A 19,242-nucleotide genomic window follows, 5' to 3' on the forward strand; every position below is an offset into this window, starting at 1 on the left:
CACGTCCGGCACGCTAGGAGCCCTCTTTGTGGAATTCTTGTGGCCGGGCACCGGCGGTCGCGATCACCCAGTTGCGCTGCGCCGGAAGCGTCGCCTCCGGGCCGGACCCGCCGTCCCGCAGTGGCAGCACGACCTCGATCCGCGTCCCCGTCCCGTCCGGCCCGTCGAGGACACGGACACGGCCCCGGTGCAGGTCGATCTGCTGGGCGACCAACGTGAGCCCGAGACCCGACCCCGGACTGTCCGGCCGGCGCTCGAAGCGCCCGAACACCGTGGCCCGCCGCCCGGGCGCGATACCCGGTCCCCGGTCGTCCACGAGCAGGACGGCGCGGTCGCCGCTCGCGTACAGCGTGACCTCGATGCGGGCGGGGCGTCCGTCGGCACACCCTCCGTGCACGAGCGCGTTGGTGAGGAGATTGTCCAGGACCGTGCGCAGTCCCGGCTCCCAGCCGTGGACCCGCGGCCCCGGCGGACAGTGCGTGATGATGTGCGCGAGCGGATGGCGTCGCCGCTGCTCCCGCACGCTCGCCTCGACGACGTCCGCGAGGTCCACGGGACCGAACGCGTCCGCCTCGACCAGGTCGCCGCGGCCGAGTTCGCGCAGCATGACCAACAGGCCCAGCAGCCGGGCGTGTTCGAGACGCAGGTCGCCGAGGACCTCGTCGCGGTCGGCGGCCGGAAGGGCCGGATGCTCGGTGAGGATCTCCAGATTGGTCTGCATGCTCATCAGCGGGGTGCGCAGTTCGTGCGCGGCGGCCGAGGCGAACGAACGGGCGGTCGCGAGCGCCTCCTCCGTCCTCGCCGCCTGTTCGTCGTAGCGGCTCAGTACCGTCTGGAGGGTGTGCGCCAGATCGTCGACCTCGGCGATCCGGGCCGGCGAGTGGTCCAGGCGCGCGGACGTCGTCCGCGGATCGAGACCGCTCGCGCTGTCCCGCAGCCGCCGCAACGGACGGCTCGCGCGTCCGGCGACCGCACCGGCGAGCAGCCCCGACAGCGGCGCGGCGAGCAGCGCCACCATCACCACGCGCCGTCGCACCAGGCGCAGTTGGGTGTCGGCGGCGGTGTCGGGCGCGAAGAGCCAGAGGGTGCCGCGCACTCCGGGCCTGGTGCCGGACACCGGCTTGGACAGGATCCGCCAGGAGTGTCCGCCGGTCCGCAGCGTGACCGGCACCGGCGCGCTCGCGGGAAGCGCCGCCGACTCGTCGGGCTGCGGGCCGCCCGTGAACGTCTCCGACGGGCCGACCAGCCGGATCCCGACGTCCAGGGCGGAGGTGAACAGCCGCCTCTCACGGGTGCGTTCGACCGCGGCCGACCGCTCCGCGGCACTCGCGCGCAGCAGCCCGCGGGCGTCCTTCGCCACCGCCGCCGCGCTCCGGCGCAGGTGCGTGTCCTGCTCGTCGTGTAGATCCACCGCGACCAGCCGCAGCAGCAGCCAGCCGGTGGCCAGCACCAGGACCGGCACGCTCGCGCCGACGGCCAGGGCGATGCGGGTGGAGAGCCTCATCGTCCGCCCTCCGGCCCGTCGTCGCGCAGCACGAAGCCCACGCCCCGGACGGTGTGGATGATCCGGGCCCGGCCCGCCGCCTCCAGCTTGCGCCGCAGATAGCTCACGAACGTGTCCACCGCGTCGGTGCGCACGTCGAAGTCGTACCCCCAGACCCGGTCGAGGAGCTGGTCACGGGTGAGGACGATGCCCGCGTTGCGCGCGAGGACGTGCAGCAGCTCGAACTCCCGCCGAGTCAGGTCGAGTCGGCGTCCGTCCAGGTCCACCGTGCGCGCCGCGGGATCCAGACACAGCCCGCCCACCCGTACGAGGTCGGTGTCCCTCGGCGGACGGCGCCGCAGCAGCGCCTGGAGCCGCAGCACCAGCTCCTGGAGGGCGAACGGCTTCACCAGATAGTCGTCCCCACCGGCCTGGAGCCCGGCTATCCGGTCGGCGGTCTCGTCGAGCGCGGAGAGCATCAGCACGGGTACGTCGTTGTCCTCCTCGCGCAGCGTCCGGCACACCTCGATCCCGCTGAGCCCGGGCATGGAGATGTCCAGCACGATCGCGTCCGGCGGGGTGCGCCGGGCGATGTCCAGCGCGGGCCGCCCGTCGTCGGCGAGATCCACGGTGAACCCGCCCAGCCGCAGCCCGCGTTCGAGTGACCGCCGTATCGCCGCGTCGTCGTCGACGACGAGGACCCGGCCCCGGTCTCCGCCCATCAGCACACCCCAGCTCGGAGGAACGGGCCGGTCGGTCCCGCCCGTCTCGTCGCCCATGGTGCACCAGCCGTCCGTCCCCCGGACCGGCGCGGTCCACCTGTCCGGATCCGGCCAGCCACGAAACGGTAACGAAGGACTTCGTGGCGGGAACAAGGAACGTGGGCGCAGCGTAATGTCCCGCATTGCCTGGGTGCTCGTGGGGGGTGACCCGGTGCTGGGAGGGGAGTGTCATGGCTGCCATGACGCGAGTTCGAAGCATGCCCCGGTTCGTCCGGGGCCGGCTGACGGCGGCTGTCGGCGCGGGGCTTCTGTGCGCGTGCCTGGCCGGATGTGGTCACGGCGGAGCGGCGACGGCCGACGCCTCCACGGCGTCCGCCGATCCTCTGGTGTCCGCGGCGCCGTCGTCCGCGCCCGCGTCGTCGCCCGAGGTGACGCCCTCGGTCGCCGAGCAGTCGACGCCGGCGGACACACCGACCACGCAGGAGGCCACGACGGCCGCCGCGCAGGAGACGGTGGCGGCCGGCGGTTCGGGCGCGTCGGCCCTGTGGGGCAAGGCATACACGGGCACCGCCAGCATCTCGGTCGACGTCTACGACTACTGCACCACCGACGGCTCCCGGCGCCTCGCGGGCAGCCGGACCTACTCCATGAACAGCACGCTGGACCTGGGCAGGCCGCAGGCCGGTGGCGACCAGACCGAGAACAACCCGTTCTCGATGCTGTTCGCGGCGGGCAATCCGGCCCAGGCGGGCGCGGTGTCCTTCAGGTCGTCGTCGGTCAGCACCGTCTCCAGCCAGGACCTGGCGGGACACTACCGGGATCCGAATCTCCTGCTGACGTACTGGGACATCGGCTGGTCCGACGGGGAGCTGAACGCCAGGCTGACGGACCCGCACGACCGTGAAGCAGTCGTCCTGAACCTCCTCAACTGGCCGGGTCTGCTGGTCGCCTGCCGCTCCGACCTCGGCCAGATGCCCGGCGGCTTCCCGCACGCACTGGCCGCGGGCACGACGTTCACGGGCCGGCTGGACGGCTCCGGCGCGTCACTCACCGCCCAGGGCGGCACCGTCGACGGCGTGGTCGCGTTCAAGTTCACCTTCGACGGCACGGCGTCGTGACGCCGTTACGGACCCGCGTCCCGGGAACGACCACGACGGGGCGGCGGGATCGCGGGGCGGAACGGCAGGCGGCCGGGACCGGCGAACGCGCGGCGACCGGACCGGGGGAGACCCGATGACGACACCGGACCCGCTGGACACCTGGAGCGTGCGGATCGCCGAGCGGGCCGCTCCCGGGGAGAGGGCGTTCGCGGCACAGACGGCTCGCGCGTACGCCGCGGGCGGCGCCTCCCGCCGCGACCTCTTCTCGTTACCCGCACGGGCTCCGGGCGGCATGGGCGGCGGAACGGTCTCCCTCCTTCCCGCCGTGCTCGACGGGCTGGCGTACGCCGCCGACTCCCTCAGATCCGCCCTGGGGAGCCCCGAGTTGAACAACCTCCTGTCGGCCACCGCACTCCTGGTCGGGTTACGAGCCCAGCGGAGCGCCGAGGCTGCGGCCCGAAGACCCGGCGAGGACGGCACCCCCTCGGGCGACGGTGACGGGCCGGTGGGTGAGGGCGCACCCGCACCGCCCGCCGCGGCCGACCCCCGTCCTGCCGCACCCACCCCGGAGACCGTCCGGGCCGCGCTGAGCATGAGCGCGCGGCTCCGGGCCCGGGGACTGGACCCCGGCGAAGCCGACGAACTGACGGCCCGGCTCGTGGCCCGGCTGGTCACCGAGGACGAACCCGCCGAGGTCGCGGCCTTCCTCGACGCGCTGATCGGTGACGAACCGCCCCGGCCACCGGACGGGCGGGGCACCCGGTACAGGAAACTGCGGCGGCTGCGCTCGGCGGCGTCGGGCCTGCTCCTCCGCGCCGGCCGCCCGCGCACGACGGGCCCCGGACCGTCGGCCGGTCCCGAGGGGACGAACCAGCGGTGAGCGGGACTTCATGAGCAGGACTTCATGAGCAGGGCTTCATGAGAAGGCCGCCGCCGCTCCGGACCGCCCGTCTGCTCCGGACCGCCCGTCCGCGCCAGACCGCCCGTTCCTGGGGGCCGCCGCCCTGGCTGTGGCTGACCCTTGCGCTCTTCCTCGCCCAGCTTCCCGCGCTGCTCGGACACGCCGTGGACGTGGGTACGGGACTCGACCCGTCCGGCGCGGCCGGACGCGGCCCCTTGGTGACCGCGGTGCTCGGCCTGGTCCAGCTCCTGCCCCAGTTCTTCCTGCTCGCGGCGGTCCTCGCGCTCCTCGCACCGCGGACGCGCTGCCGCGTCGTCGAGCGTCGGTACGGCCTCCTGGCCCCCGACCACCCGCTCATGGCGCCGCCCGCGCCGGGGAGCCGTGACCCGAGGCCCGCACCGCACTTCTCCGCCGAGATGGCGGCGTTCGTCCAGGAACACGCGCCGGGCGCCCGGCTCCGCCTGAGCACACGGGACGGACTCTCCGCCCGCGTCTATCCGGGCGGCCCGCGCACCGCCCGGATCGGTGTCTTCGCCCCGCTCGTCCATCTGTGGCAGACGGACACCGAGGCGGCGCGAGCGGTGCTCCTGCACGAGATCGGCCATCTGCGCCGGGGAGAACACCATGTCGCCGGGCTCGGGAGTCCCTTCACCACCCTGGTCCGCGTCTGGCCGTACGTCCTCGCGGTCTTCGTCGTCCTTCCCGTCACCCTGCTGTTCGTCACCGGCAACGCGACCGCGGTCCTGACGCTCGCCGAGGTCGTCCTGGTCCTGTGCGGGGTGCCCAAGGTGCTGCTCCTCGTGGTGGCGGCGCTGTGGTCGGCCGAGCTGGGCGCGGACCGCTTCGCGGCCCGGGCGGCCGGCGCCGACACCGTCGTACGCGCCCTGCACCGCCTGGAGAAGGGCGACCACGGAGGTCTCGCCCGGCTCCACCACCCGCCGGTCGGGATGCGTGTCCGGTGCGTCCGGCGAGCGGAGACCACCCGGGTCCGGCTTCTGCTGACGCTGCTGTGGCCCCTGGCGCTGCTCGCGCAGTCGGTCCTGACGATGCTGGGGGCGTTTCCCGCGTACGTGCTGCTGGGCGCGTCGGCCGACCGGGCCGCCCGCCAGGTCCTCGCACTGGCCCACGAGTCGCTGGCGGGGCAGCCCGCGTGGTGGGCCACCCTCGCCGTCGTGCTGGTCCGGCCGCTGGTGGCCGTGACCCGGCCCGCCGGGCGGGACCCGTCCGCGCCGGCCCGGGCCGCGACGGTCCACACGGCAGCCGTCCTCCTCCCGGCCCTTCTGCTCCTCGTCGGCCTGCTGCCCCTGGCCTCCCGTCCGGCGGGCGGTGTCTTCGCCGACGAACCGGCGGGGCCGGCCGCCCCGGCCCCACGGACACCCGGCGGCGCAACCGGAACCGGAACGGGAACGGGAACCCGCAGCGATGCCGGGTCCGGGGCGACCGCGTGTCCCAGCCGTTCCGCGCCGCCCGATCCGAGCCGTCCGCCGGGCCTGCCGGCCTTCGCACCCGGGAAGCAGCCCTCGTCCGGTGGTGGTCCCTCGCGCGGCCCGCGCACCTTCCGCACGCTCGCCGTCACCTCCGCCGAGCCCCTCTCGGGAACCCGTTCCCAGGCACAGGAGGTGGCCGCCCGGCTGCGCGGTGCCCGCTGGACACTGCGCGGCGACGGCACGCTGGCGGCCGACCTGCCCGAGGTCCCCGTCCTGCGCACCACGTCGGTCGACGCCACGACACGCCTGCTGACCGGGAAGCGCACGCGCCACACGGACGTCGGCGCGACGACGACCTGGATGGACGCCCGTCTGACGGGCGCCGGTCCGACGGTCGGGCTGGAGCTCGTCCGGGCCGCGACCGGGGTCACCCGGGCCGTGGTCGACTGCCGGGAGTTCACCGCGACGTCGAGCACCGCGCAACGCCTGTCCCTGACCTTGGGAAACGGCTAGAAGCCGGTCGGCGGACCGGTGGGCCCCGGTGATCCGTGGCCGCGCCGTCACCGTCGTGTCACAGCCCTGTCCGCACGTGAACCACGGAGGCCGCCGGGCGATCTGTAGCGACGAGTGCCGGTGAACGTCCGGCACCCGAACATCGCAATCGGGGGACCTCATGCAGTACGGGACGCATTTCGGGCCGCGTGTCCGCGGAGCCGCGCTGGCCATGGCGGCCATGTCGGCGGCCACGCTTCTGATGACCGCCTGCCAGCCGGGCCCGGACAGCGCGGGCTCCGCCGCCTCGCCGTCGGGCACCGCGAAGAAGCCGTCGGCCACGTCCTCGGGCACCCCGGCGTCCGCCGCGCCGTCCGGCGGTACGGGTGCCTCGGCCGAGCCCGCGGGCGACCACACCACGAAGGCGCCGGCATCGGTGCCGGCGACCGCGACGCCGGTGCCGAAGGTGAAGACCTGTGCGTCGGAGTCCCTGAAGGCGTTCATGTACCAGGCCGCTGTACGGCCCCCGGGCACCGGAACGGGTGCCGCGATCGTCGAGTTCACCAACATGTCCGGGGCGAAGTGCGCCCTTCAGGGGTACCCGACCGTCGCGGGCGCGGCCAACGGCTCCCCCGAGAAGAACCACCCGCTGACCGTGACCCGGTCGGGCCCCTCGTCCCGGGTGGTGCTCGCCCCCGCCGCCAAGGCATGGGTCAAGCTGACGTTCGTCCAGGTCCAGGGCGAGGCCGACGGCTACTGCGTGTCCGGGGCGACCCCGGTCTCGTACCCGACCCTGGTGGTGGGTCTGCCCGACAGCGGAGCGACCCAACTCGCCCTGGAGGACGGGGTGCTGGCCGAGTGCGACAACAAGGTGACGGTCACCGCGGTCACCGCGTCGAAGCCTTCCTGACCGCTGGTGGGTGTGCCGCCCGGAGAAGCCGTCCGTAGGCTGCCGGAGCGGGGCCGTGCGTGTCACGGCCCCGCGCGCGGTGTCCGGCCGCACCCCCTCCGCCGGACCTGCGGAACGGGCCCGGCCCGGACCCAGGGAACGGGGGGTGTCGTACACCACGTCCGGAGGCCGGGAATGCGGACACCGGGTGCGCTGTTACAGCTCACGTAACTGATTGGCATGCGCGAATCAAAGGTTTGCGCAGGGTGGGCGAAGGAGGACCTCATGGCACGCAGTACCGCGCGCCCCGTCGTCACGCTGAGGTCGACGGCCGGGACCGGCGCCACGTACGTGACGCGCAAGAACCGCGGCAACGACCCCGACCGGCTCGTGCTGCGCAAGTACGACCCGCAGGCGGGCAGGCACGTCGCGTTCCGGGAGGAGCGCTGACCGTGCGCCGGGTCTTCCCGGCGGACGCACCCGTTGTGTCCGCGGACGCGCCTTTCGCAACCGAGGGCACACCTGTCGTAACCGAGGAGGGAACCGCATGAGGCCTCACATCCACCCCGAATCCCGACCGGTGGTCTTCCGGGACCGCGCCGCGGGCGTCGCGTTCCTGACGCGGTCCACCGCGCACTCCAGCGAGACGGTCGCATGGGAGGACGGCGCGGTGCACCCGGTCGTCGACGTGGAGATCTCGTCGGCGAGCCATCCGTTCTACACCGGGACCTCGCGGGTCCTGGACACCGCCGGCCGGGTGGAGCGCTTCGAGCGCCGCTACGGCCGCACCGCGCCGAACCGGCACTGAGCGCCGGAGCAGGCCGGGATCGGCAGGAGGAGGACAGAGCCATGAAGGTACGCAAGTCACTGCGCTCGCTGAAGTCCAAGCCGGGGGCCCAGGTGGTCCGCAGGCGGGGCGTGGTCTTCGTCGTGAACAAGAAGAACCCGCGGCTGAAGGCCCGTCAGGGCTGACGGCGCGGCGGGCGAGAGCAACCGGTCCGGCCGGCGCACCCGCGCCGGCCGGACCGGACGCGTGTACGGGCGGGCATCTTGGCGGCGGAGCCCGCGGCTCGCTGACGCGCCGGTCCGCCGGGAGTTACGATCACGTTCGTGACGTGCCCTTCCTCCGCGGGCGACCGGATCGCCGCGGAGGGCGGTGCGGTGGACGCGCTGGATCCGATGCGTGACGGTCGCGCCGGGCGAAGTACTCCGAAGGGAGCCGTTCGTGACCACGGCCAAGGACTTGTTCATCATCACGATGGACAAGGAACCGGAACGTTCTGTGGGCCAGGGCGACCTGTCGCTCGCCCTGGCCGGAGCCGAGGTGATCGACCTCCTCGCCGGCGAGGTCATCACCCTGGACGGGGACCGGATGACACCGGCGCGGCAGCCCGCGACGGACGACCGGCTGCTGGGTGAGGCGGCGTCCTCGCTCGTGCGGCAGGTCCCGTACGAGCGGGTCGAGGACTGGCTCTGGCGCCGGGGGCGGGACCTGGCCAAGGCCTATCAGACCGACCTCGAACAGGCGGGTCAGCTCACCCGGCAGCGGCGGAGCAGGCTGCCCTTCGGCGGCGAGCGCATGGAGTTGGTGGACTCGCCGGCCCGCAGCCGGGCGATGCACCGCTGGGCGGCCGACGAGCCCGTCCTCGCCGCGCTCGCCGAGGTCGTCGGAATCCCCGCCGACCAGACCGACGACACCTCCTCCGTCGAGGACGAGGCGGTGACCACCGTCCTGGTCGCCGTGCACGACGCGGTGATGGAACTGGAGGCCGTCCGCCAGCGCCGGGCCATCGAGAACGCGGCGTTCGCCAACATCTGGCGCGGCGCCTGACGGACCCGGCAGACGCGGCGCCTGGCAGACCCGGCGCGGTGCCCGTCAGGCGCCGGGTGCGCCGGCACGAGACGCTCGGCCGCGGCGGTACGGGCAGACCGGCCCCGGTGGTGCAGGTGATCGACCGCGACGGTACGGGCGACCGACCACAGTGGTACGGGTGACCGGCCGCGGCGGCACGGGCGGACCGGCCCCGGTGGTGCAGGTGATCGACCGCGGCGGTACGGGCGTCCGACCGCAGTGGTACGGGCGGCAGGTCCCGCGGTACGGGGCTGACGGCGCCCACGCCATGAGCCGCAGGCTCGACCGTCATGCGCGGTCGGCCAGGCTTCGTGACGGGCGGCGGGTGCCGCGGTACGGGCTGCCGGCGCCCACGCGGAGAGCCGCGGGCCCGACCGTGACCCGCGGTCGCTCAGGCTTCGTGCCGGACCGGTCCAGCGGTACGAGGACTGGTCCTGTGGCGCGAGCGGACGGCTCCGGAGTCCTGGGAGCCTCCGCCCGAAGCGGACGAGGAGGGGCTCAGCGGTACGCGCGGACCGTCCAGGGGTCCACGCGCACGGGCCCGGAGCGGACGAGCGCCGGCCCGGAGCCCACGACGGCCGGGCGCACACGGTGAACCCGGCGGCGCGGGGCGGCGGTTGACCTCCGTCCGCCGTCCCGCGCCCGGGATCACTCGGCGGCCTCGCGGGCCCGCCGCTCGCTCTCGCGTGCTTCCTGGAGATGCGCGTCGACACGCTGCGCCCGCCGGGGCAGCAGCGAGTCCGTGACGCGCTGAAGCGTCTTCGTCAGCGGGTGTCTGTCCTGCCCGGTCGCCGAACTCCGCGCGGCGGAGGCCGCGTCGCGGTACTCGGCCATCTCGGCCAGCGCCGCGTGGGCGAGCTCGGTCGCCTCGCGGTACAGATCACGCGACTTCGTCATCGCGTCGAGCGCTTCGGAGTACGAGGCCACCAGGGTGCGCGCGCGGACGAGTTCCTCCTCCATGGTGAGCAACTGCCAGTCCTCGCGCAGCGCCGTGAAGGCCGCAGCCGCGTCGTCCGGCAACGGCCACGGCAGCGCGGCGAACTGCACGATCCTGTCGAGGAGTTCGGTCGGCTTCGAACCGTCGAGGAAGACGCTGCGCACCCTGAACGCCTGCTCGTCGAACCCGGTCCGGGCGGGGTTGCCGGACAGGATCACGGCCCCGCCGCGCGGCACGGACGTCCCCAGGTCGCCGAGCGCCCAGTTGACGGCGTGGAACTGCTCGGGCGTGGCCCGGTGTTCGACCACACGATGCCGCAGCGCGGGCGGCAGCAGCCGGACCAGCGGGAGGCGGCCCTCGGCGTCGGGGGTCATCGCCTCGTGCACGAAGACGTTGATGCTCCAGCTGTGCCGGGCGACGTCCTTGACCAGCCGGCGCAGCGCCGCGTCGTCCTTCGGCAGCGGATTGATGTCCTGGAGCAGCAGTCCGGCCACCGCGTCACGCTCCCAGGACAGATCGCTCCGCTCGGGCCAGAGCAGCGAGGCGGGGGAGGGCCACCCGGGATCCCAGGGCCTCTCCGCCTCGGCCGCCAGGGTCCAGCGACGCTCGCCGTCCACCTGCTCGCGTCCGTCGGTCGCGAGCCGCGCCCGTACGGTCACGTCCTCGTCGACGAACCACCGCGCCTCGAAGACATGGCCGTCCGGCGTCGCGGCGTTCTCCTTCTCCAGGAAATCCTGGATCCTTTCGCTGTTCTTCAGTTCCCGCAGGTGCTCCCGGAGAGCGTGCTGCGGCGCGGGGCCCGTATGGCGCCCGGCGGCCAGCCAGACTGTTTCCGGGGCGATGGGACGCTCTGTGGAGGACTTCGGCATGAGTCACTTTGCTGGTGGGGTGCGGTGTGCCCTCCCAGTATGGTCGCCTTTGGCCACGAACAGGGAGGCGAGGCCCCCTGGAATCACGGACCTCCGCCATCGGGTGACTATGGGCGTTTCGTTGACGGTCGACCGTATTGCGGCCATCGCGAGGAATCCGGAGCGCGCCGCCGATCGCGGGCCCGGCTCGTCCGGACGGCACCCCCGGCCGGGGTCCGGGGCCGCGCGCGGACCGGCGGCTCCGGACCCCGGGTCCGCGGAGGGCGCGGACCTGCGAGGACGGGAGACGGGTCGCGACCGGACGGAACCTCGCCGACGGCCGGCGCCGGTAGGGTTGCGGTCGGAGAAGGGGCGGACGCGGATGCGGCAGCGGGTGACCATGAGCGACGTGGCGCGAGCCGCGGGAGTCTCGTCCGCCACCGTCTCGTACGTACTGAGCGGAAAACGCCCGGTCACCGACGAAACGCGCGAAGCGGTCGAATCCGCCATCGACCGGCTCGGTTTCAGCCTCAACCCCGTCGCCCGGAGCCTGCGGACGGGCAAGTCCACCATGGTCGCCCTCGTCGTTCCGGACATCGCCAACCCCTTCTACGCGCTGCTCGCCCGCTCGATACAGGACGAACTGCGCGGCCGGGGCTACCACGTCCTGGTGAGCAGCACGGGGGCGCGGCGGGACGAGGAGGAGGCGCTGCTCCAGGAAGCGGTGCACCAGCGGTTCGCCGGCGTGGTGATGACGCCCTTCCGCCTCGCGACCGACGCCTTCGACGGGCTGCGCGGCGCGGGGATCCCGGCGGTGGTCAGCGCCGACGTCCCGTTCGGCGACGTCGATCTGGTGACTCCCGATGCCGACGGCGCGGTCCGTGAGGCGCTGGACCACGTGGCGGCGACCGGCCGGCGGCGCATCGGTGTCATCGCCGGGCCGCTGGACGCCGCGGGGGGCGATCCCCGCCTGGAACGTGTGCGGCGGCACGCGGCCGAGGCGGGGCTGCGCATCGCGCCGGAGCACATCGTCCACGGCGAGCACACGCGCGAGGCGGGGGCGGAGGGCTTCGAGCGGCTGATGCGCGCCGGGCTCCGGCCCGAGGCGGTGCTGTGCGGCAACGACATCACGGCTGTCGGCGCTATGGACACGGCCGAGCGCCTGGGGCTCGACATCCCCGGCGATGTGTCACTGGTGGGGCACGACGACATCGAGTTCGCCTCGCTCGTGCGGCCGCGTCTGACCACCATCCGCTACCCGGCGCGCGAGGTGGGCCGGGTGGCGGCCGGGCTGCTGCTGGAGCAGATCGACGGCCGGACGGCGAGAAGGACCGTGCGGGTCGGCGCGGTCTTCGTGCCGCGCGGCTCGGTCTGACACGGCCCGGCCGCCGCCTGGCCGAATCACGCACCGCCCGGCGCCCTCGCGGGCCGGTAAACGCCCCTCCCGCCACGTCTGTTCCCGTTCCGCGGCTTTGCCGGATCGATGTCGAGCGACGGTGGCGTAATCGATTACGTTGCGCGAGACTGGACGGCGGCCGCATGCCCGACCGGGGACGGACAGCCCCATGACCCGCCGTCAGTCTGTCGCATTTGACGGTGAATGGCCCGCAAGTTGATTTGTGCTGCCTGTAAACAAAATCAACCGGATCCTGTTTGCTTTTGGTTGCCGACGTCACGAAAGCCAACACTGTCGTCCGTGGCCCGGGGGCTTGTCGCGCGCCGGTTCGCCAACCGGCCCAGGTGCCGGTCCGGACGGCACGCGCCCGTCGCTCCCGCCTCATTTCGGGCGCCAGTACAGACAGTTAGACCCGACTCCGGTGGTCAGTGACGTGTCGGTCACGTTTCGGGCAAGGCGAGTGCGAGGTCTTGACGCGGTGGCGACATGAGGCTGTCATTACGCCCACGTTGTTCGGTCGAGTTGGTTTCTGATCGATTTCCGGCCTCCCCGCCGTCCGACTCGACCGAACCCTGCCCTCAGGAGCCGCCATGTACCTTCCCCTCTCGGGTCCGTCCGCCCCGACCCCCAGCCGTCGCACCCTGCTCCGCGGAATCGGCGGCGCGGCCGTCCTCGGCGCCGGCATACCCCTGCTGAGCGCCTGCGGCAGCAGCGGCACGGCGTCGGACCCCAAGACGGTCACGGTCGGCTCCAACGCGTCCGACGCCGTGCCGAAGAAGGCCTTCGCCGACGTCTACGCGGCCTACAAGAAGCAGTCCGGCATCACGGTCGACGTCAACACGAAGGACCACAACACCTTCCAGGAGCAGATCAACTCGTATCTGCAAGGCACCCCGGACGACGTCTTCAACTGGTTCGCCGGCTACCGCATGCAGTTCTTCGCGGCCAAGAAGCTCGCGACGCCCATCGACGACGTGTGGGCCAAGATCGGGGACAACTTCCCCGACGCGATGAAGAAGCTCAGCAAGGGCGAGGACGGCAAGTACTACTTCGTGCCGATGACCACGTACCCGTGGGCGGTCTTCTACCGCAAGAGCGTCTTCCAGCAGCACGGCTACAAGGTCCCCACCACCTGGGACGAACTCGTCGCCCTGTGCAAGCAGATGAAGAAGGACAAGCTCGTCCCGATCGCCTTCGGCGACAAGGACGCCTGGCCCGCGATGGGCACCTTCGACCAGATCAACTTCCGCCTCAACGGCTACGACTTCCACGTCCAGCTCATGGCGGGCAAGGCATCCTGGACCGACGCCAAGGTCAAGGCCGCCTTCGACCACTGGGCCGAACTCCTCCCGTACCACCAGGACGGCTTCATGGGCCGCACCTGGCAGGACGCGGCCCAGACACTGGTGGCCAAGAAGGCCGGCATGTACCTCCTCGGCACCTTCGTGGCCCAGCAGTTCACCAACAAGGCCGACCTGGACGACCTCGACTTCTTCCCCTTCCCGGAGATCAACTCCGCGTACGGGCAGGACACCGTGGAGGCGCCCACCGACGGTCTCATGGTCAGCAAGGCCCCCAAGAACCACGACGGCGTCCTCAAGCTCCTGGAGTACATGGGCAGTCCGGCCGCGGAGGAGCTCTACCTCAAGGGCGACCCGAGCGTGGTGGCCGCCTCCAGCAAGGCCGACACCTCCGCGTACTCGGCGCTCCAGAAGAAGGCGTTCGACATGATCGGGGGTGCCAAGTCCCTGACCCAGTTCATGGACCGCGACTCCCGCCCGGACTTCACCTCCACGGTGATGCAGCCCGGACTCCAGAAGTTCCTCCAGAACCCCAAGGACGTGGACAGTCTGCTGTCCTCGATCGAGCGCCAGAAGAAGCAGATCTTCGCGACCGCGTGAACGACACCATGACCACCGACACCACCACGAAGTCCCCGGAGGCGGCCGACGCGCCGCCTTCGGGTGCTGCCTCCGCTCCGAAGCGGGCCGCACGGGGCCACCGCCGCCTGCTGACCCGCCGTGACCGGATCACACTCGCCTTCATGGCGGGCGTGCCCACGGTCCTGCACGTGGCCCTCGTCTGGGTCACCGCCCTCGCCTCCATCGCCCTCGCCTTCACCACCTGGGACGGCATCGGGTTCGACTCCATCCAGTGGGTGGGCCTCCAGAACTTCCGGCAACTCTTCGCCGACAACCCGCAGTTCTGGCCCGCCCTCCAGCACAACGTCGTCTGGTTCGTCGTCCTCATCCTGATCCCGACACCGCTCGGCCTCTTCCTGGCCGTCCAGCTCGACAAGAACATCCGCTTCAGCCGCGTCTACCAGACCGCGTTCTTCCTGCCGGTCGTCATCTCGATGGCCTGCATCGGCTTCGTCTGGCAGCTCGTCTACAACCCGGACACGGGCCTGATCAACAGCCTCATCGGCGCCAACAAGCCGGGCCACTACATCGACTGGATCGGCGACCCCAAGCTCAACCTGTGGGCCGTCCTCGTCGCGGCCTCCTGGCGCCACACCGGCTACATGATGATCCTCTACCTGGCCGGCCTGAAGGGCATCGACCCCTCGCTCAGAGAGGCGTCCTCGCTGGACGGCGCCAACGAGTGGCAGACGTTCAAGCACGTCGTCTTCCCGACGCTGCGCCCCACCAACACGGTCGTCCTGGTCGTCACCATCATCGAGTCGCTGCGCGCGTTCGACCTGGTCTTCGTCTTCAACAAGGGCGCCCAGGGAACCGAGTTGCTCTCGATCCTGGTGACCAACAACATCATCGGCGAGTCCAGCCGGATCGGTTACGGCTCCGCGATCGCGGTGGTCCTGCTCGTCATCTCGCTCGTCGTGATCATCCCGTACCTGGTGGCCACCTTCCGGAAGGAGCGGCGATCGTGAGCGCCCCCACCCTCGCGGCCGGCGGGCGGGCGCGGCGCGCGCCCGTCCGGCCCGCCCGCGTCCTGCTGCACGTCTTCCTCGCCGGCACCGCGCTGGCCTGGCTCGCCCCGCTGCTGTGGGCGATGTTCTCGGCCCTGCGCCCGTACGGCGAGACCAGCGCCAAGGGCTATGTGTCCTGGCCGGACACCCTGAACTTCGACAACTTCAAGAACGCGTTCGAGCAGTCGGACATGACGCACTACTTCGTCAACACCCTGCTGATCGCGGTGCCGGCCGTGCTGCTGACGCTGTTCCTGTCCTCGATGGTCGCCTTCTACGTCAGCCGCTTCGACTTCCGCCTCAACCTCTTTCTGCTGCTGGTCTTCACGGCCGGCAACCTGCTGCCACAGCAGGTCGTCATCACCCCGCTGTACCGGATGTACCTGCTCACCGACCTGCCGGGCATCACGGCGAGCGGCAAGCTGTACGACTCCGCGCTCGGTCTGGTGCTCATCCACGTGGCGTTCCAGTCCGGGTTCTGCGCGTTCGTGCTGAGCAACTACATGCGCTCGCTGCCGCACGAGCTGACCGAGGCCGCGCTCGTGGACGGAGCGTCGGTGTGGCGGCTGTACTGGCAGATCACCCTGCCCCTGTGCAAGCCCGCGATGGCGGCACTGGCGACGCTTTTGTCGATCTGGATATACAACGACTTCTTCTGGGCCCTCGTCCTGATCTCGACCGGCGAGAACATGCCGATCACCTCGGCGCTCAACAACCTCTCCGGCGAGTACTTCACCGACCCCAACCTCGTCGCCTCCGGCGCCCTGCTCACCGCGATCCCCACGCTCGTCGTGTACTTCGCGCTCCAGCGGCAGTTCGTCAGCGGTCTGACCCTCGGTGCCAACAAGAGCTGAGACGACACCCTCCGGAACTCCCAGGCGGCTTCACGTGAAAGAGAACGACGTGCCCCCATCCTTCACCCCCGTGGCCTCCGTACCCGTGGACCCGCGCACCGCACGGGTCCACGAGGAGGGCTGGCAGTCCTGGAGCCCCAGCGGCTCCTACGCCCTCGACGACACTCCGTACCGCCCGACGAACGACAACTGGGCGACCGTCTGCTACCGGCCCGGCCGCACCGTCCCGCCCGCGACCTTCCAGGGCGAGGGACTGCTCGCGCTGGACCCGGGCGACGGCTCCCCGGTCCGGCTGTGGGCCGCGCCCGACCCGGCGGGACCGGTCCCCTCGATCCGGCTGACCGTCCGGGACGGCCGCGCCGAGATCAGCGCCGACGGCCCCGTCACCGAGTCCTCCCACTCCGGACCGGACGGAATCCAGGGCGCGCTCGCCGCCTGGGCCGACGCCCTCGCGATCCCCGCGCCGCGGCCCGCGCCGACGGTGTGGTGCTCCTGGTACGAGTACTTCACCGCCGTCACCGAGGACGACATCCACGAGAACCTCCAGGCGATGGACACCCTCGGCCTCCCCGTCGAGGTCGTCCAGATCGACGACGGCTACCAGAGCGCCCTCGGCGACTGGCTCACCCTCTCCGGCCGCTTCCGCTCCCGCGCGGCCCTCGCCGACACCATCCGCGCGCGCGGCCGCCGCGCGGGCATCTGGACCGCCCCGTTCCTCGTCGCGCCGCACAGCGAACTCGCCGCACACCACCCCGAGTGGCTGGTCCACGACGAGCAGGGCGCGCCCGTGCACGCCGGGCACAACTGGAACCACGACCTGTTCACCCTCGACATCACCCACCCCGAGGCCCGCGCGTATCTGTCCGAGGTCTTCACCACCCTGCGCGCCGAGGGCTACGACTACTTCAAGACGGACTTCCTCTACGCGGGAGCCCTGGACGGCGTACGGCACTCCGGAGCCGACGCCCCGACCGCCTACCGCGACGGAATCGCCCTGATCCGCGAGGCCATCGGCCCCGACGCCTACCTCCTCGGCTGCGGAGCCCCGGCCCTGCCGTCCATCGGCCTGTTCGACGCGATGCGGGTCAGCCCCGACACGGCACCGCACCGGCGCCCCGAGGCGGGCGACTACAGCCAACCCGGCCAGGACGCGGCCGAGTTCACCGGCGCGGGCCGCCAATGGCAGCACGGACGCCTGTGGATCAACGATCCCGACTGCCTGATGGCCCGCCCCGCCGTCGAGACCCGCGAACGCTGGGCGGCCCATGTCGAGGCCACGGGCGGCCTGATGGCCTCCAGCGACCGGCTGCTGTCCCTGGACGAGTGGGGCGTGGCCACCACCCGCCGACTGCTGTCCCCGGGAGGGTCCGCATGAGCGCCGAACGCACCCTGTCCGTCCCCGGCATCGTCTACGGCGGCGACTACAACCCCGAGCAGTGGCCCGAGGAGACCTGGGCCGAGGACATGCGCCTGATGCGCGAGGCCGGCGTCACCATGGTCAGCGTCGGCATCTTCTCCTGGGCACTCATGGAGCCGGCCGAGGGCACGTACGACTTCACCCGCATGGACCGGGTCCTGGACCTCCTCCACGAGAACGGCATCGCCGCCGACCTCGCCACCCCGACCGCCGCGCCCCCCGCCTGGTTCTTCCGGGCGCATCCCGAGGCGCTCCCGGTCGACCGGGACGGCCGGACGCTGACCTACGGCAGCCGCCAGACCTTCTGCCCGAGCAGCCCCGCCTACCGCGAGGCCGCCCTGCGCGTCACCGAGGCCCTCGCCGAACGCTACGCCGCCCACCCGGCCGTCGTGATGTGGCACGTCCACAACGAGTACGGCTGCCACAACGCGGCCTGCTACTGCGACACCAGCGCCCGGTCCTTCCGCCGCTGGCTGCGGGCCCGCTACGGCGACGACCTCGCGGCCCTCAACCACGCCTGGGGCACCACGTTCTGGAGCCAGTGGTACCACGACTGGGAGGAGGTCCTGCCGCCGCGCGCCACCGGCGCCGTACCCAACCCCACGCACCAGCTGGACTGGCGCCGCTTCTGCTCCGACGAACTGCTGTCGCTGTACACGGCGGAGCGGGACGTCCTGCGCGCCGCCGCCCCGTCGACCCCGGCCACCACCAACTTCATGGTGATGGACGTCTTCGACGCGCTCGACTACTGGCGGTGGGCCCCGGAACTCGACATCGTCTCCAACGACCACTACCTGATGTCCGCCGACCCGGCCTCCGAGATCGACGTCGCCCTGTGCGGCGATCTGACCCGGTCGCTCGCCGGCGGTCCCTGGCTGCTCATGGAGCACTCCACGGGCGCCGTCAACTGGCAGCCCGTCAACCGCGCCAAGGTCCCCGGCGAGATGCGCCGCAACGCCCTGGCCCACGTGGCCCACGGCGCCGACGGCATCGCCTACTTCCAGTGGCGGGCCGCCAAGGCGGGCGCCGAACAGTGGCACTCGGCCATGCTCCCGCACGCGGGCACGGACAGCCGCATCTGGCAGGACGTGGTCCGCCTCGGCGCCGACCTCGGGGCCCTGGCCGAGGTGCGCGGCAGCACCGGCACGGCCGAGGTTGCCATCGTCTGGGACTGGAACGCCCGCTGGGCCCTGGAGCTGCCCTCCCAGCCCAGCGGCGCCCTGCGGTACCAGGACCTGGTGCGGGCCTGGTACGAGCCGCTGTGGCGGGCGGGCGTGGCCGTCGACTTCGTCCGCCCGGACGCGGACCTGTCGGCCTACCGCCTGGTCCTGGCCCCGAGCCTCTACCTCGTCGACGACGCGGGCGCGGCCAACCTGAGCGCGCACGTCGAGCGCGGTGGCACCCTCGCCGTCGGCTTCCACAGCGGCGCCGTCGACGAGAACTGCCACATCAGGCTGGGCGGTTACCCGGGAGCGTTCCGTGAGACCCTCGGCATCCGCGGCGACGAGCTGTTCCCCCTGCTCCCCGGCGAGTCCGCGGGCCTGACGGGCCAGGTGCCACCGGGGGCCACGGCCACCCTGTGGTCGGAGCGGGTGCGCCTCAACGGCGCCGAGGCGATCGCCACGTACACGGACGGACCCCTGGCCGGTGTTCCCGCCGTGACACGGAACGCCCAAGGGACGGGCACCGCCTGGTACTTGGCGACGTTCCCGGACCCGGACACCCTCGCCGCGCTGCTGGACCGCGTGCGCGCCGAGGCGGGGGTGGCCGACGCGGGTGACGTCCCGCCGGGAGTGGAGAGCGTCCGCCGCCGCGGCCGGGACGCCGACTACGTGTTCCTCATCGACCACGCGGGCCGGGGCGCGGAGATCCCCGTCCCGCCGGGAGCCACCGAACTCCTCACCGGCAAGCCCCTGTCGGGCTCGGTGAGGATCGAACCCGGTGAGATCGCGGTGGTGCGGGAGCCTCGGACGACCGACGGGTGAGGCGCCGTCC

Annotated in this window: 17 protein-coding genes; 14 read left to right on the forward strand and 3 right to left on the reverse strand. The window is 72.3% G+C overall.

Annotated features, from left to right (window positions below; genetic code table 11):
• Positions 1–13: 13 nt before the first annotated feature.
• The gene (locus WJM95_RS30165; RefSeq protein ID WP_339133445.1) at positions 14–1,504 is read right to left on the reverse strand and encodes a HAMP domain-containing sensor histidine kinase; all 1,491 of its coding nucleotides are present in this window, start codon (positions 1,502–1,504) and stop codon (positions 14–16) included.
• A complete protein-coding gene (locus WJM95_RS30170) occupies positions 1,501–2,205 on the reverse strand; it encodes a response regulator transcription factor (protein WP_339135946.1) in 705 nt (234 codons plus the stop codon). Before WJM95_RS30170 ends, WJM95_RS30165 begins: the two co-directional genes overlap by 4 nt.
• A 239-nt stretch (positions 2,206–2,444) precedes the next feature.
• Between WJM95_RS30170 and WJM95_RS30175 the strand changes: the two genes are divergently transcribed.
• The 8 genes from WJM95_RS30175 (at position 2,445) to WJM95_RS30210 (ending at position 8,845) form a co-directional block, all read left to right on the forward strand.
• Positions 2,445–3,323, forward strand: coding sequence for a hypothetical protein (locus WJM95_RS30175; RefSeq protein WP_339133447.1), 879 nt, complete (start codon positions 2,445–2,447; stop codon positions 3,321–3,323).
• 115 nt (positions 3,324–3,438) lie between these two features.
• The gene (locus WJM95_RS30180) at positions 3,439–4,185 is read left to right on the forward strand and encodes a hypothetical protein (RefSeq protein ID WP_339133449.1); all 747 of its coding nucleotides are present in this window, start codon (positions 3,439–3,441) and stop codon (positions 4,183–4,185) included.
• A 38-nt stretch (positions 4,186–4,223) separates the two neighbouring features.
• Entirely contained in the window at positions 4,224–6,146 is a 1,923-nt protein-coding gene (locus WJM95_RS30185) for a M48 family metalloprotease (protein WP_339133451.1), read from the forward strand.
• Between the two features lie 160 nt (positions 6,147–6,306).
• Positions 6,307–7,035: a DUF4232 domain-containing protein gene (locus tag WJM95_RS30190; protein ID WP_339133453.1), complete on the forward strand. Its 729-nt coding sequence runs from the start codon at positions 6,307–6,309 to the stop codon at positions 7,033–7,035.
• A gap of 264 nt (positions 7,036–7,299) precedes the next feature.
• On the forward strand, positions 7,300–7,464 hold the full coding sequence (gene rpmG, locus WJM95_RS30195) for a 50S ribosomal protein L33 (RefSeq protein WP_164372232.1): 165 nt from the start codon (positions 7,300–7,302) through the stop codon (positions 7,462–7,464).
• Positions 7,465–7,561: 97 nt separating this feature from the next.
• Positions 7,562–7,822: a type B 50S ribosomal protein L31 gene (locus tag WJM95_RS30200; protein WP_339133460.1), complete on the forward strand. Its 261-nt coding sequence runs from the start codon at positions 7,562–7,564 to the stop codon at positions 7,820–7,822.
• 41 nt (positions 7,823–7,863) lie between these two features.
• The gene (ykgO, locus tag WJM95_RS30205; protein WP_037617513.1) at positions 7,864–7,986 is read left to right on the forward strand and encodes a type B 50S ribosomal protein L36; all 123 of its coding nucleotides are present in this window, start codon (positions 7,864–7,866) and stop codon (positions 7,984–7,986) included.
• A 253-nt stretch (positions 7,987–8,239) separates the two neighbouring features.
• Positions 8,240–8,845, forward strand: a complete 606-nt coding sequence (locus WJM95_RS30210; RefSeq protein ID WP_339133465.1) for a GPP34 family phosphoprotein — start codon at positions 8,240–8,242, stop codon at positions 8,843–8,845.
• Positions 8,846–9,514: 669 nt separating this feature from the next.
• On the opposite strand, the gene WJM95_RS30215 is transcribed toward WJM95_RS30210, so the two are convergent.
• A complete protein-coding gene (locus WJM95_RS30215; protein WP_339133467.1) occupies positions 9,515–10,672 on the reverse strand; it encodes a hypothetical protein in 1,158 nt (385 codons plus the stop codon).
• Between the two features lie 361 nt (positions 10,673–11,033).
• Here WJM95_RS30215 and WJM95_RS30220 point away from each other — a divergent pair, with 361 nt between their 5' ends.
• From WJM95_RS30220 to WJM95_RS30245, 6 genes are all read left to right on the forward strand, one after another.
• Positions 11,034–12,026 (forward strand): LacI family DNA-binding transcriptional regulator, encoded by a 993-nt coding sequence (locus WJM95_RS30220; RefSeq protein WP_339133469.1) that lies wholly within the window; start codon positions 11,034–11,036, stop codon positions 12,024–12,026.
• 611 nt (positions 12,027–12,637) lie between these two features.
• Positions 12,638–13,948, forward strand: a complete 1,311-nt coding sequence (locus tag WJM95_RS30225) for an ABC transporter substrate-binding protein (protein WP_339133471.1) — start codon at positions 12,638–12,640, stop codon at positions 13,946–13,948.
• Between the two features lie 8 nt (positions 13,949–13,956).
• The gene (locus WJM95_RS30230; protein WP_339135948.1) at positions 13,957–14,937 is read left to right on the forward strand and encodes a sugar ABC transporter permease; all 981 of its coding nucleotides are present in this window, start codon (positions 13,957–13,959) and stop codon (positions 14,935–14,937) included.
• Positions 14,934–15,830 (forward strand): carbohydrate ABC transporter permease, encoded by an 897-nt coding sequence (locus WJM95_RS30235; RefSeq protein ID WP_339133473.1) that lies wholly within the window; start codon positions 14,934–14,936, stop codon positions 15,828–15,830. The genes WJM95_RS30230 and WJM95_RS30235 overlap by 4 nt, the downstream gene beginning before the upstream one ends.
• Positions 15,831–15,879: 49 nt before the next feature.
• Positions 15,880–17,205 carry a glycoside hydrolase family 36 protein gene (locus WJM95_RS30240; protein WP_339133475.1) on the forward strand — a complete coding sequence of 442 codons (1,326 nt, stop codon included), beginning with the start codon at positions 15,880–15,882 and terminating at the stop codon, positions 17,203–17,205.
• Positions 17,202–19,232 (forward strand): beta-galactosidase, encoded by a 2,031-nt coding sequence (locus WJM95_RS30245; RefSeq protein ID WP_339133477.1) that lies wholly within the window; start codon positions 17,202–17,204, stop codon positions 19,230–19,232. Before WJM95_RS30240 ends, WJM95_RS30245 begins: the two co-directional genes overlap by 4 nt.
• Positions 19,233–19,242 lie beyond the last annotated feature (10 nt).

This window comes from Streptomyces sp. f51, assembly GCF_037940415.1.
Classification (GTDB): Bacteria; Actinomycetota; Actinomycetes; order Streptomycetales; family Streptomycetaceae; genus Streptomyces.